General features: G+C 49.1%; 14 protein-coding genes. 7 read left to right on the top strand and 7 right to left on the bottom strand.

The genetic code is table 11. From position 1 onward, the window contains the following. Nucleotides 1-204 precede the first annotated feature (204 nt). On the top strand, nt 205-426 hold the full coding sequence (locus HXZ99_RS04920; RefSeq protein WP_194756174.1) for a YheU family protein: 222 nt from the start codon (nt 205-207) through the stop codon (nt 424-426). Between the two features lie 18 nt (nt 427-444). Here the strand turns inward: HXZ99_RS04920 and cysQ are convergent, their stop codons facing one another. Beyond that, on the bottom strand, nt 445-1,266 hold the full coding sequence (cysQ, locus tag HXZ99_RS04915) for a 3'(2'),5'-bisphosphate nucleotidase CysQ (RefSeq protein ID WP_194756173.1): 822 nt from the start codon (nt 1,264-1,266) through the stop codon (nt 445-447). Next, on the bottom strand, nt 1,244-1,846 hold the full coding sequence (gene nudE, locus HXZ99_RS04910) for an ADP compounds hydrolase NudE (RefSeq protein ID WP_194756172.1): 603 nt from the start codon (nt 1,844-1,846) through the stop codon (nt 1,244-1,246). Before nudE ends, cysQ begins: the two co-directional genes overlap by 23 nt. 66 nt (nt 1,847-1,912) lie before the next feature. On the opposite strand from nudE, the gene yrfG reads away from it, so the two are divergent. Both yrfG and sthA read left to right on the top strand, forming a co-directional pair. Then, nucleotides 1,913-2,566: a GMP/IMP nucleotidase gene (gene yrfG, locus HXZ99_RS04905; protein WP_194756171.1), complete on the top strand. Its 654-nt coding sequence runs from the start codon at nt 1,913-1,915 to the stop codon at nt 2,564-2,566. A gap of 86 nt (nt 2,567-2,652) precedes the next feature. Beyond that, nucleotides 2,653-4,056, top strand: coding sequence for a Si-specific NAD(P)(+) transhydrogenase (gene sthA / locus HXZ99_RS04900; RefSeq protein WP_194756170.1), 1,404 nt, complete (start codon nt 2,653-2,655; stop codon nt 4,054-4,056). On the opposite strand, the gene envZ is transcribed toward sthA, so the two are convergent. The 3 genes from envZ to HXZ99_RS04885 form a co-directional block, all read right to left on the bottom strand. Further along, a complete protein-coding gene (gene envZ, locus HXZ99_RS04895; protein WP_194756169.1) occupies nt 4,037-5,347 on the bottom strand; it encodes a two-component system sensor histidine kinase EnvZ in 1,311 nt (436 codons plus the stop codon). The genes sthA and envZ overlap by 20 nt on opposite strands. Then, nucleotides 5,344-6,075, bottom strand: a complete 732-nt coding sequence (gene ompR / locus HXZ99_RS04890; RefSeq protein ID WP_194756168.1) for an osmolarity response regulator transcription factor OmpR — start codon at nt 6,073-6,075, stop codon at nt 5,344-5,346. Before ompR ends, envZ begins: the two co-directional genes overlap by 4 nt. Nucleotides 6,076-6,205: 130 nt before the next feature. After that, nucleotides 6,206-6,427: a hypothetical protein gene (locus tag HXZ99_RS04885; protein ID WP_194756167.1), complete on the bottom strand. Its 222-nt coding sequence runs from the start codon at nt 6,425-6,427 to the stop codon at nt 6,206-6,208. A gap of 269 nt (nt 6,428-6,696) precedes the next feature. On the opposite strand from HXZ99_RS04885, the gene greB reads away from it, so the two are divergent. Next, nucleotides 6,697-7,173, top strand: a complete 477-nt coding sequence (greB, locus tag HXZ99_RS04880) for a transcription elongation factor GreB (RefSeq protein WP_194756166.1) — start codon at nt 6,697-6,699, stop codon at nt 7,171-7,173. 14 nt (nt 7,174-7,187) lie between these two features. On the opposite strand, the gene HXZ99_RS04875 is transcribed toward greB, so the two are convergent. Then, nucleotides 7,188-7,739 (bottom strand): DUF3016 domain-containing protein, encoded by a 552-nt coding sequence (locus HXZ99_RS04875; protein ID WP_194756165.1) that lies wholly within the window; start codon nt 7,737-7,739, stop codon nt 7,188-7,190. Between the two features lie 277 nt (nt 7,740-8,016). On the opposite strand from HXZ99_RS04875, the gene csrA reads away from it, so the two are divergent. The 3 genes from csrA to HXZ99_RS04860 all read left to right on the top strand — a co-directional run bounded on the left by csrA (nt 8,017) and on the right by HXZ99_RS04860 (nt 11,575). Continuing rightward, entirely contained in the window at nt 8,017-8,208 is a 192-nt protein-coding gene (gene csrA, locus HXZ99_RS04870) for a carbon storage regulator CsrA (protein WP_194756164.1), read from the top strand. Nucleotides 8,209-8,304: 96 nt separating this feature from the next. Continuing rightward, a complete protein-coding gene (locus HXZ99_RS04865; RefSeq protein WP_194756163.1) occupies nt 8,305-10,623 on the top strand; it encodes a Tex family protein in 2,319 nt (772 codons plus the stop codon). Nucleotides 10,624-10,636: 13 nt separating this feature from the next. Further along, nucleotides 10,637-11,575 carry an AEC family transporter gene (locus HXZ99_RS04860; RefSeq protein ID WP_194756162.1) on the top strand — a complete coding sequence of 313 codons (939 nt, stop codon included), beginning with the start codon at nt 10,637-10,639 and terminating at the stop codon, nt 11,573-11,575. Here HXZ99_RS04860 and HXZ99_RS04855 read toward each other — a convergent pair. Then, a complete protein-coding gene (locus tag HXZ99_RS04855) occupies nt 11,570-12,619 on the bottom strand; it encodes an acyl-CoA desaturase (RefSeq protein ID WP_194756161.1) in 1,050 nt (349 codons plus the stop codon). The genes HXZ99_RS04860 and HXZ99_RS04855 overlap by 6 nt on opposite strands. Nucleotides 12,620-12,758 lie beyond the last annotated feature (139 nt).

Raw genomic sequence — 12,758 nt, 5'->3', positions numbered from 1 at the left:
GCCGAAGATAACCGCTATCGGTTATCGTCTATTATCAGCGACAAAAAAGCTGTGGCTATTATTGAGAGGTGGGCGCGTGGATGCAATCAAAGTTTGTCGATATCACGCGCTATCATCCATTTATTTGTAACGGAATGTTACACTCCCGCGTAAAGATCAACGAAGGGGTAGCCCTTAAAATTTTTAAACAAGGAATGCATCAGCGTGGAAATTCCATGGCAATCGTTGGAAGAAGATACATTAGATACCCTTATTGAACACTTTATATTGCGCGAAGGGACCGATTATGGCGAGGAAGAAGTGGCATTAGAAGAGAAAGTGGCCGCCGTGAAAGCTCAACTTTCTGCTGGCGAAGCCATCATTGTTTACTCGGAGCTGCATGAAACCGTGAACATTGTCCTCAAACGTGACTACATTCCCGAGTAATACTGGCTCGGGATGGGTTTAATCACTGTCTAACGGACGCGGAAAAACTTTGGTCCAGTTCACTTCTGGGTCGCCTAACACAATAAAATTAGGATTCCCCACGTGCTGCGTTAGATTATAGGTGAGAGGTTCAAAGTGCTCATTCAGCAGCACTCCACCGGCTTCTTGCACCAACACTTGCGCGGCTCCCGTGTCCCATTCCCCGGTTGGTCCAATGCGTAAAAAGACATCGGCCTTGCCTTCTGCAACAAGCGCAGACTTCAGGGCACAGCTACCTGTATATAAAATCGTGATGGGTCGATCCGTCCCTAAACGTGATAGTACCCGCGACTCGGGTTGGCGCCGCGATAACGCAACGGTGATGGGCCCATGTTCAGGATCCGATAAGGTGCGCACCGACATGCGCTGAATGTGCCCTTCCGCCTCTTTAAATGCACCGCCCCCGTGATAGGCATAATACACACTTCCCATCGTCGGCCAGCCGATCATGCCGAGGGTCGGCACGCCCTCCTCCACCAGTGCTATGCTAACTGCAAAATCGCCGCTACCGGAAATAAACTCCTGGGTGCCATCGAGTGGGTCAACCAGCCAATAACGTCGCCAATGCCGTCGTTTTTTCCAAGGTTGGATGGCTTCTTCTGATAACACCGGCGTGCCCGGTGTTAAGTGCTGTAAGCGGTGGGTAAGTAACTCACTTGCTGCAATATCTACGCTGGTGACTGGGGTTTTATCGTCTTTTTCTAGCGCTTCAAAATCACCGCTTTCGTAAAACCCTAAAATTAATTCGCAGGTTTCTCGGGTAATCTCTTTTAGCGGCTCAATCAAGGATTGCAGTTGCATGCAATTTCTCCTCTAAGCCTTGTTGTTGCAGCCAACGTTGCATCAAAAGAAGCGCCGCAATACTGCGTGCTTCGGTGAAATCGGGTTGCGCTAAAAGACCATCAACGTCATGAATCGACCAAGGTACGATTTCTAAAGGCTCCGGCTCGTCGCCTTCTAGCTCCTCTGGGTATAAATTCCGGCCAATGTACAAGTGCATGGATGCCGAGAAAAATGCTGGCGCCATGGTCACTGATTTCATCGCAATAAATTGACCCGCGCCATAGCCGATCTCTTCCTTTAACTCGCGGTTTGCCGCTTGCTCTGGGGATTCTCCCGGATCAATGAGCCCTTTCGGAAAGCCGAGTTGATAATTGTGTAAACCGGCAGCATACTCACGCACTAACAACATGGTATCGTTGTCGAGCATGGGCACCACCAACACTGCGCCCCGACCTGAACCTTGCATACGTTCATATTGGCGCAACTCGCCATTACTAAATTTTAGATCGACAGCCTCAATGCGAAGTAGTCGACTTTTCGCTACAATTTGACGCGAAAGAATCGTGGGAATTTGCTTTTCAGGCGTTTTTGAAGACATGCATACACCAACGCGGCTGATGAGAACCCCTTAACCATACTACGAACCTAAACATTGGAAAACCCCATGTTAGATTGGACAACCATCGATACTGTGCTTCTCGACATGGACGGCACCTTATTGGATTTGCGCTACGACAACCATTTTTGGAATGAACAATTGCATCTTCACTACGCGCGAGTTCACCAAACTTCGGCTGAAGACGCGGCGGCACGCCTGCAAACAGAGTTCGCCAAAGTAGCAGGCACCTTGAATTGGTATTGTCTTGAATATTGGCAGCAACGTTTACAGCTCCCAATACGTGAGCTGAAGCGAGAAACCACCGATCTCATTCGGTTACGTCCCGATACGAAAGCCTTTTTGGGAGAGTTAAAAAACGCAGGGAAACAAGTCGCCTTAATTACCAATGCCCATCCCGACGCGCTCGCGCTAAAAAACGAAATCACCAACTTAGCGACCTTGTGTCCGACTCAGTTTTCTACCCATGAGTTTGGCTACTGTAAAGAATATCAAGAACTCTGGAGCGCCTTGCATCAGCGTTTTCCATTTGATCCCGAGCGCACCCTGTTTATCGACGACGGCGAGCATATCTTAGATAGTGCCCGCAGCTTCGGAATTCGTTATACCGTGGGCATTATCAATCCCGATAGTGGCCAACCACAAAAGCAGTTCAGTCGGCACCCAGCCATTAGCAACTTTCGTGAACTTGCTTTAGGCTAGATGAGTCCGTGACGGACCATAAAACTAGACGCATGTAATGTGAAATCATAAGCTTATCGTTACCATAGCAAACAAGTGAGACATAGATGGCAAAAGCACACCCGTTCGATAGTATCGTTATAGGCTCTGGCCCTGGAGGCGAAGGCGCAGCAATGATGCTCGCTAAACGTGGGCAACGCGTGGCCATTATTGAGGCTGAATCGCGACTAGGCGGCGGCTGTACCCATTGGGGAACGATTCCATCGAAAGCGTTACGCCATTCTGTGAGTCGTCTTATCGAGTTCAACTCTAGCCCGCTGTTCTCACAAAGCACGCTGCCTCGGCGACTTACTTTTAAAGAAATTTTAAAGCATGCGGATTCGGTGATTCGCAAGCAGGTAAAATTACGCAGCTCATTTTATGAGCGCAATGATGTCACTGTGATTCATGGAACTGCCGAATTTATTGACGAGCATCACCTTCAAGTGACGCATCCGGATGGCTCGAAAGATACCTTTCAAGCGAAAAACTTCGTTATTGCGACCGGCTCTCGGCCCTATCACCCGCCCGATGTCGATTTCTCCCACCCGCGTATTTACGACTCAGATTCCGTGCTCAATCTCGCTCACGATCCGAAAAGCATTATAATTTTTGGCGCGGGTGTGATTGGTTGTGAATACGCGAGTATTTTTCGTGGCCTCGCCTGTAAAGTCGACTTAATTAATATGCGTGAACGCTTGTTGTCGTTTCTCGATACCGAGTTCTCAGACGCATTAAGCTATCACTTGCGCAACAATGGGGTAGTCATTCGCCATAATGAAGAATATGCAAAAATTGAAGGCCGGGACGATGGCGTGCTCCTCGAAACCAAGTCAGGTAAGCGAATTTTCGCCGATTGTTTGCTGTATGCGAATGGCCGCTCCGGCAATATCGAAAAATTGAACGTCGACAAAATAGGTTTAACGCCAAACTATCGAGGACAATTGGAAGTCGACGATAATTATCGAACCACCGTAAAACATGTTTATGCTGTCGGCGACATCATTGGTTATCCAAGCCTCGCCAGTGCCGCGTACGATCAAGGGCGCTTTGCCGCAACTGCCTTGCTTGACGGTGAATGTGAAACCAAATTGGTTTCTGACATTCCCACCGGAATTTATACGATTCCAGAGATTTCCTCGATAGGCGCAACCGAAGAGGAACTCACTGCGGCGAATGTTCCTTACGAAGTGGGCCGAGCTCAATTCAAACATTTAGCCCGAGCACAAATTGCCGATAGCTTGGTCGGCAGCCTGAAACTCTTGTTCCATCGCGACACCAAAGAGATTTTAGGAATCCATTGTTTTGGTGAGCGGGCATCCGAAATTATTCATATCGGACAAGCGATTATGGAGCAAAAAGACGGCGGTAATACGATTGATTACTTCGTCAATACCACCTTTAATTACCCCACCATGGCTGAAGCATACCGGGTTGCGGCGCTCAATGGCCTTAATCGTGTAGCTCCATAGCATTTGGATAGCGTGGTAAGCGAATGGTAATTTCAAGCCCGCCACCAGGAGCGTTGCGGGCATTTACCGAGCCCCGGTGCATTTCCGCAAAGCGCTTCACAATGGCAAGACCCAACCCGGAACCTTCTTCACTTCGAGCGGTATTGCCGCGGGTAAATGGTTCAAACATTTCATCCAGCCGCTCAACAGGAATGCCGCTGCCATGATCGCGCACGCTTAACCAAATAAATTCCTTATCGGCACTCACGCCGGTAGCGATTTCAATCGGCTCTCCGCCGTAACGCTTGGCATTCGTAATCAGGTTGGCGATGGTCCGTTTGATCGCAACCGGCTGAAGTTCGGTATCGGGGAGCTCTTGCAGGTTTAATTGAATCCAATCTGGATTCAAATATTGGGACGATGACACAACTTCCCGCACCAGCTCATTTAGATTTACGAAATCAAAACCAGCGCGCTCTCGGGCCCGAGCAAATTCAGAGAACTGAGATAAAATGCCGTTCATATCTTCAATATCGCTAATGATCCCTTCCACCAACGGATCATCTTCATCCATCATTTCTGCCGCCAGTCGAATACGTGTGAGCGGTGTGCGTAAATCATGGGAAATACCCGCCAGCAGCAGAGCGCGATCGCTTTCCATTTGGCCCATACTCCGAGCCATACGGTTAAAGGCTCGAGTTACCGCAACGAGCTCTGAGGCTCCACGCTCGGGCAACGTCGTTGGATGATAACCATGTCCAAGCCGATCCGCTGCTTCTTGCAAGCGCAGTAGCGGTCGGTTTAGGGATCGCGCAAACCAAGCGGCGCTTACCACACTAAAAAGCCCAATGAGTACGAGAAATAAAATCAACGGCGAGAAACGGCCGTCGTCGAGTTCCGCTAGAGGAATCCGAAACCAATCAGGGTGCGACTCTGAGCGCACCCACACGTACAATCTATCTTGGTTGCCTAGTCGTAATTCAACAGGCTCGCCGAGTTCCGCATCTAACAACTGGGAAAGAAACTGATAGTGGGTGCTACCTAACAAGCCATCGAGTTCCGCTTCTTCCTGAGTAAAACTCTCAACGCCGCTGATCTCTCGATAAAGTATTTTGCCACCGTCGGTCCCTTCCCTATCGATAAACTGCGCTACTGTGACATGGCGGGCAACCAAGGTACTTAATTGATTCACCCCAGGCTTAATCACATACATAACGAGCAATAAGTAGGTCAGCGCTAAATTTAAAACAAGCACCGCCGCAATAAGCGACATGGTTCGAGCGAACGCCGTTTGGGGAAGAAACCAATTCATGGCATCGGGCTGTCCTGATCGTCTGGCACGAAAACATAACCCAATCCCCAGACAGTTTGCAGATAGCGAGGGCTCGAAGGCTCTGCCTCAATCATGCGTCGCAGGCGCGACACCTGCACATCAATACTGCGTTCTAAGGCGCTGTAATCGCGGCCACGAGCCAAATGCATGAGTTTATCGCGAGATAATGGCTCTCGAGGATGCGTGACTAACGCTTTTAATACGGCAAACTCACCACTTGTCAGGGGGAGCACATCATCGCCCCGCACCAGTTCGCGGGTGGCGAGATTAAAGGTAAAGTCGCCAAACTGAACCTGAGATGATTTTTGACTCGGCGCGCCTGGCGCCTCCCGCTGCTGTCGCTTTAGCACCGCGCGAATGCGGGCGAGTAGCTCACGGGGATTGAATGGCTTGGCAAGATAATCGTCGGCACCGTTTTCGAGGCCGACGATCCGATCCATCTCGCTGCCTTTTGCGGTGAGCATAATAATGGGCAGGTTATTTCCGGAATCACGTAAACGTCGGCAAATGGATATGCCATCCTCACCCGGAAGCATGAGGTCGAGCACCATCAGATGGAAGCTTTCACGCAAGAGCAGGCGATCCATTTGAACGCTGTCCGCTACCGCTCTTACGGTAAAATTTTGACCTTGCAAATAACGCTCAAGCAATGAGCGCAAACGCACATCATCGTCAACTACAATCACTCGAAATTCAGATTCAGACATGATTTCCGTTCACCGCCTTTTTAGACATAACGGAAACAGTGTATGAGCCTGCAGAAAACTTGGCAAACTGTTCTGCAGGCTTTTTTGCGAGAAATAGAATAATTGCAGTCAATACTTAGTGAACTTTGGGCTATTGAGCGCCATTATCCTCATCTTGTTTAGGGTCTACTTTATTTACCCGCTTCATAGGTACTTGAACCCAAACTACCTCTACACCTTGCGCGCGAGCGGCTGACTCAATACGGTCGACTTTTTCCCAGTCAACCACATACCGTGAATTGCTCGAATAGCTCCCAGCTGACGTACATCCCATGAGCAATACTGCCACGAGCGCTGAAAGTAACATGCGCATTGCGACGTCCTCCTCATAGACAAATCAAACCTACTTATTACGATAAAGTAGGCTTCACCCTTAATTATAGTGAGCAGAAACACATTTGGGTGAATTTAAATTGCTTTAAAATTGAACAGTTTAGTTTCACGTTAATTTGAGTGGCGGCGAAAAGCGGTGTATCTTTTCGGCCACCTGAACCAAATCCGATGCGTTTTTATGCCTGAACTAAATTCGCACGGATGCCTATGTAACACCCACAATCATTAGCCGAAGGTTTATCATCGACATTGAAAACAAATTTAATTACCGCTGAAGGTCTACAAAAGCTTAAAGACGAGTTGGATTACTTGTGGCGTACCTATCGACCGGAGATCACGAAAAAAGTGACTTGGGCTGCAAGCCTCGGTGACCGCAGCGAAAATGCAGATTATAAAGAGAATAAACGCGTTTTACGGCAAATCGACAGTCGTGTGCGTTATCTGCGTAAGCGGATAGAGAATGCGCAAGTCGTTCCCTATTCCCCACAGCAAGAGGGCCGTGTATTTTTTGGCGCCTGGGTCGACATTGAAGACATTGATGGTGCAAAGAAGACATTTCGCATTGTTGGACCCGATGAAATCTATGGTCGTAATGACTATATCTCGATTGATTCGCCCATGGCTCGGGCTCTATTGAAAAAAGAAGAGGGTGATGAATGTGAAGTCATCACCCCGATGGGGCGCAAACTTTGGTACGTCGCCGGTATTCGTTACCCGGCATCGTAACTCACAGCCCGCGGTTATTCTTCGTCGCTTGCTTCTGGGTCAATAAATGTCGCTAAAAACCACAGATTAATCATGCGCGCTTCCGGCCCAATCGCTCCGCGATCATTGCGATTAAGAATGGGAAAACGACTGCGACCTTCCGTGCGAATCACCGAGCCTTTAATGGTGGCTTCAGGAGCGGACGAAACCACTTCTCCTGCGGAGTTCAAGAGTCGATAACTCAACACCATTTCCGGTACTTCATTACCCATCACTACTCGCGCTCTATCACGTTCGGCACCGGGTCGCGCCTCGACGCGACCGGCACGGTCAATGTCTGTGACTTCGATCTCTAAGGTGTAGTCAGTCGGTAAATGCATGGTGGCAAGGCGCTGAAAGTGCCGTTCCAAACGTGCAAAATATAGCTCAATAAACTCATCGCCAGGACTGACATAAGATGCCTCAACGTCGGTGAATTTATCCGGATTTTTCCAATTTACTTCGACGGTTGCAGCCATTGCACTCGTGCTAAAGAGAAACACAAGCCCCAAGAGTATGCCGAAGAAATGCGTCGCTTTGATGTTCATGGTTTACCTCTCATTCAATAACGGCGGTGTATGTTACTCAGACAGCGTGCGGGTCAAGACGTTCCGAAGGCCTTGAGCGTGGATAGGATTGAAGCGGTGGCTCACCTTTACATTATTATTTTTTGCATAATATTTACATTTAGTATCATTGCTTTAAGATACATAAACTAATTCATGGCGTGACTTAAAGTCATATTAAGAATTACTAATAATTGATTCAAGGCAACATAACAAGAAGCTACTTTCGAGCTCACGATAAATTAGGGTGCAATCAGCCATGCTCATTCTCACACGACGGATCGGCGAAACGTTAATCGTTAACGATGACATTAAAGTCACCGTGTTGGCCATCAATGGCAGCCAAGTAAAAATTGGAATTCAAGCGCCCGCAGACGTTTCTGTTCACCGGGAAGAAATTTATTTGCGTATTCAATCGGAACAAGCCAGAACTAGAGAAACCACCGAATAGCTGCGATCAAATTCAGTAAACCGCACTCTTTCCATCGTCTCTTCGTGTTAATATCTGCTGCATTACAAAAGATTCTAAAGAAGAGATGAGAGCTGTATGTCTACCGGCCTGAATATCCAACAATTGATCGCCGACGAACTCGGCGTCCGCGTTGCCCAAGTTGAAGCCACCATATCCTTACTCGATGAAGGCGCCACTGTCCCCTTCATCGCGCGCTATCGAAAAGAAGCAACCGGCGCGCTCGACGATACGCAATTGCGCAATCTGGCCCAACGATTAGGCTATCTGCGCGAACTGAATGACCGACGCAAAGTAATTCTGGCAAGTATCGCTGATCAAGACAAACTCACCGACGAACTTGCCCGGCAGATTAATCAGTGTTTATCGAAGACAGAACTTGAAGATCTGTACCTACCTTACAAACCCAAGCGCCGTACTAAAGGTCAGATTGCCATTGAAGCAGGCATCGAACCTTTAGCTGAAGCCCTGCTTACCTCTAACGACCTGCCCGATAGCATGGCCGAAGCCTACGTGAACATCGATGCGGGCTTTGCCGACGCAAAGGCCGTGTTGGAAGGTGCTCGATTTATTCTGATGGAGCGATTTGCCGAAGATGCCGCGTTGCTGAAAGCCACGCGCGAACAGCTATGGAAACAAGCAGAGCTAACCGCCTCCGTTATTTCGGGCAAAGAAACAGAAGGGGCGAAGTTTCGCGACTATTTTGCATTTAGCGAAGCTGTGCGGTCCGTGCCTTCTCACCGCGCGTTGGCGCTACTGCGAGGGCGTAATGAAGGCATTTTGCAAATAAAGTTGCAGCCAGAACCCCATTTAGAGGAAGCGCAAACTGCACGTGAAAGCATCTACGAACAGCGCATTGCCGAACATTTCCAATTAGCGATAGACGATTCCCCCGCAGGCTTATGGCGCAAGCAAACAGTGCAATGGACTTGGCGCGTTAAAATTTTGCCGCGCATGGAAACCGATTTAATTAACCAAGTTCGTGAACAGGCCGAAACCGCTGCCATTGATGTTTTCGCAACCAACCTAAAAGATCTGCTCATGGCGGCGCCAGCGGGGCAACGCACCACGATGGGATTAGATCCGGGAATGCGCACCGGTGTCAAAGTTACCGTGGTAGACAGTACCGGCAAATTGATAGGCTTCACGACAATCTTCCCGCACGCCCCTCAAAATCAGTGGGACAAATCGCTGCGCTCTCTGGCGGCGTTAGCCAAACAGCATAAGGTCGAACTTGTCGCGATTGGCAACGGTACCGGCTCGCGAGAAACCGACAAGCTGGTGGCAGAGTTAATGAAATTACATCCCGAACTCGAACTCACTAAAGTGATGGTAAACGAGGCCGGGGCCTCTATTTACTCTGCGTCCGAATTGGCAGCGCTTGAATTTCCAAACTTGGATGTATCGTTCCGGGGTGCCGTTTCCATTGCCCGACGCTTACAAGATCCGCTTGCTGAATTAGTAAAAATTGAGCCCAAATCTATCGGTGTTGGCCAGTATCAGCATGATGTAAGTCAGTCTCAGCTGGCCGCAAGCCTGGACGCAGTGGTTGAAGATTGTGTGAACTCTGTAGGCGTTGATGTGAATACCGCATCGGTGCCGCTGCTGGCACGCATCGCTGGATTGAACCGTAATCTTGCGCAAAATATTGTTGATCTTCGGGAGCGACAAGGCGCGTTTCGCAGTCGTAAAGCCTTACTTGATGTTCCGCGTATGGGACCAAAAAGCTTTGAGCAGGCCGCGGGCTTCCTGCGTGTTATGGGTGGCGATAATCCACTAGATGGCTCTTCGGTGCATCCAGAAGCCTATCCGGTGGTGCAAGCAATCGCCGATAAACATCAGCGCCACGTTAGTGATTTAATTGGCGATAGTCCGTTTCTTAAACAGCTAAATGCCGTCGATTTCACCAGTACCGGCTTTGGTATTCCAACCATCTCAGACATTTTGAAAGAGCTGGAGAAACCTGGTCGCGATCCGCGCCCAGAGTTTACCACCGCTAGTTTTAGAGAAGGTGTGGAAACCATGGCTGATCTGAGTATCGGCATGACCTTAGAAGGTGTCGTTACCAATGTCACCAACTTTGGTGCTTTTGTCGACATCGGCGTCCATCAAGACGGTTTGGTTCATATCTCCGCCCTTGCCGATAAATTCGTTGAGAATCCTCACGATGTAGTGAAAACTGGAGACGTCGTAAAAGTCAAAGTTCTAGAAGTCGATGCGGAGCGAAAGCGGATTGGACTCACCATGCGACTAAACGATGTTCCAGTGGCGGCCAGTCAGGGCAAACCTGCGTCACCTAAAAAAGCGATGCATGGCAAGGGACAATCCCAGCGAGCCACACCACCACCGGTGAATAGCGCCTTCGCGGATGCATTTAAGAACGCCAAAAAACGTTAAGTAAGGAAAACTTATGGCCCCGATGCTCTTAATTTTGGCATACCTTGCGGTAGGTCTGGTTCTTAAGCGCACCGGGGCCATGCCCGAAAATACCGGGCAAGTGCTCAATCAGTATGTTATTTATGTCGCCGTCCCGGCCATGATCTTGCTACACCTCCCGCACCTGCAGCTAAGTACCGATGTGCTTACGCCGGCAATCGTGCCTTGGCTGCTCTATCCAATTGCTATTGCAGCTGTATGGGGATGTGGCAAGTTGCTGAACTGGGGTCGTGAGCTAACCGGTGCGCTGATGATTATTGTTCCGTTGGGCAACACATCCTTCTTGGGTTTCCCAATGGTTGAAGCGTTTTTCGGTGTGCAGGGGCTTCCCTATGCGGTTATCTATGATCAAGTGGGTTCATTTGTGGGATTGGCTGTCTTTGCAACCCTCATTGCGGCTGTTTACAGAACGCCTTCGGGGCAACATAAAGAGGCTACAGCGCCTCGCGCGGGTATGCTGCTCAGGCAGTTCCTTACATTTCCGCCCGTGATTGCCTTAGTCGTAGCATTAACGTTGGGACAAGAAGTTTACCCGGGAGTCGTGCAGCAATTTATTGAGACACTAGCAGCTACCCTTGTGCCTGTGGTGATGATTGCGGTTGGATTTCAGCTACAGTTTCGCGTTCCACGCAACGATGCTGTGCCTTTTGCAATTGCGATGGCCATCAAGTTGGTGATACTTCCTGCAGTAGCATTGGCCACTGTCATTGTTACCGGGCAAACCGGGCTTGCTGGCCAGATTACGGTATTTGAAGCGGCCATGCCGTTTATGATTACTGCCGGCGCTATTGCGATTGGCGCTGGATTAAAGCCACGTCTCGTGGCTTCGCTGGTGGGATATGGTGTACTGGCAGGGTTAATCACTCTGCCAGTATGGGCATGGCTTATCGAACGGCTTATGCAAACATCATGACGCCGAACTGTCGCTTGGTATGTTGCGAGCATCATGTCCGTGCGTTAACGCGCGCAGGCTGCGGCGCCGTTCAAACCAACGCTTCCGACTTTGATAATAGTCGCGCATTTCCTCTAAGATAACGTCGTATTCATTTTGCATACGCTCAGCAACGGATTGTTTGCGCTGAGAAAGCCGCTTCATCATCATATCCAAACGCGCTTTTTCTATTTGATAGGGGTTCGTTCTCTTTAAATTCCGTGCAAGCTTGCACCAAGACAACACCGCAATAAGCCATTTGGTGGGATCATAATGATACCAACGGACACCATTTCGATAATCGCCAGAGAAGATATGGTGGAAGTTGTGATACCCCTCACCAAACGTGAATATCGCGAGAACGCCGTTATCACGAGCTGAGTTACGGTCTGTATAGGTTTGCCGACCCCACACATGGGCAAGCGAGTTAATAAGAAACGTGCTGTGATGGCCAAAGACAACGCGTAAAAACCCAGCAATTAACAATGCACCCCAGAAATGGCCACTGATCAAACCAATAAGCACGGGAACACCAAAGTTCATCAATAACGTAAGCGTTAGATAATGCTTGTGTTGCCACATAACAATAGGGTCTGCCTGCAGATCTTTCGCGTTACGGTAGTCGGAATAACGCTGACTTTGATACTCGCGGAGCATCCAGCCAATATGAGCAAACCAGAATCCGCGACTGATCGAATAGGGATCATCATCGATATGGTCCACGTGTTTGTGGTGCTCGCGATGATCTGACGACCAGTGTAATGCACTATTCTGTAATGCGAGGGCGCCACCGAGAGCAAACAAGAGGCGAACCGACCAATGGGCATCATAAGTACGATGCGACCATAGACGATGATACCCGGCAGTAATTGAAATCCCGGCCCACACTGCAAGCACGGCAAAAGCAATCCAGAGCGACGGTACAAAGCCAACACTCACGAGATACCAAGGCACACCCACTAGCGCGACCAGAAATGTGATTAAGAAGACGCTGACATTCAGCCAGAGTAACGGTGGTTTTTTCATAAATACAACTTTTAGCGAACAACTGTACGCTGAATTTATCTGTTCTCACCCTAATGATCAAGGGAATTTGCAAAAATTGAATTAACAAGTGTTCACTGATACATTGCAGCTCTTAAGAATTATTTGGGAAATCAGGGGA

Source organism: Aliidiomarina indica (genome assembly GCF_015354615.1).
GTDB classification, from domain to species: domain Bacteria; phylum Pseudomonadota; class Gammaproteobacteria; order Enterobacterales; family Alteromonadaceae; genus Aliidiomarina; species Aliidiomarina indica.
Note: the sequence above shows the minus strand (reverse complement) of the source record. Positions and strands in the feature narration are given on the sequence as shown.

Excerpts from the sequence above, each read along its gene's own strand:
- cysQ (WP_194756173.1), bottom strand. The coding sequence starts at position 1,266 with ATGCAACTGCAATCCTTGATTGAGCCGCTAAAAGAGATTACCCGAGAA.
- nudE (WP_194756172.1), bottom strand. The coding sequence starts at position 1,846 with ATGTCTTCAAAAACGCCTGAAAAGCAAATTCCCACGATTCTTTCGCGT.
- yrfG (WP_194756171.1), top strand. The coding sequence starts at position 1,913 with ATGTTAGATTGGACAACCATCGATACTGTGCTTCTCGACATGGACGGC.
- sthA (WP_194756170.1), top strand. The coding sequence starts at position 2,653 with ATGGCAAAAGCACACCCGTTCGATAGTATCGTTATAGGCTCTGGCCCT.
- envZ (WP_194756169.1), bottom strand. The coding sequence starts at position 5,347 with ATGAATTGGTTTCTTCCCCAAACGGCGTTCGCTCGAACCATGTCGCTT.
- ompR (WP_194756168.1), bottom strand. The coding sequence starts at position 6,075 with ATGTCTGAATCTGAATTTCGAGTGATTGTAGTTGACGATGATGTGCGT.
- HXZ99_RS04885 (WP_194756167.1), bottom strand. The coding sequence starts at position 6,427 with ATGCGCATGTTACTTTCAGCGCTCGTGGCAGTATTGCTCATGGGATGT.
- HXZ99_RS04875 (WP_194756165.1), bottom strand. The coding sequence starts at position 7,739 with ATGAACATCAAAGCGACGCATTTCTTCGGCATACTCTTGGGGCTTGTG.
- csrA (WP_194756164.1), top strand. The coding sequence starts at position 8,017 with ATGCTCATTCTCACACGACGGATCGGCGAAACGTTAATCGTTAACGAT.
- HXZ99_RS04865 (WP_194756163.1), top strand. The coding sequence starts at position 8,305 with ATGTCTACCGGCCTGAATATCCAACAATTGATCGCCGACGAACTCGGC.
- HXZ99_RS04860 (WP_194756162.1), top strand. The coding sequence starts at position 10,637 with ATGGCCCCGATGCTCTTAATTTTGGCATACCTTGCGGTAGGTCTGGTT.
- HXZ99_RS04855 (WP_194756161.1), bottom strand. The coding sequence starts at position 12,619 with ATGAAAAAACCACCGTTACTCTGGCTGAATGTCAGCGTCTTCTTAATC.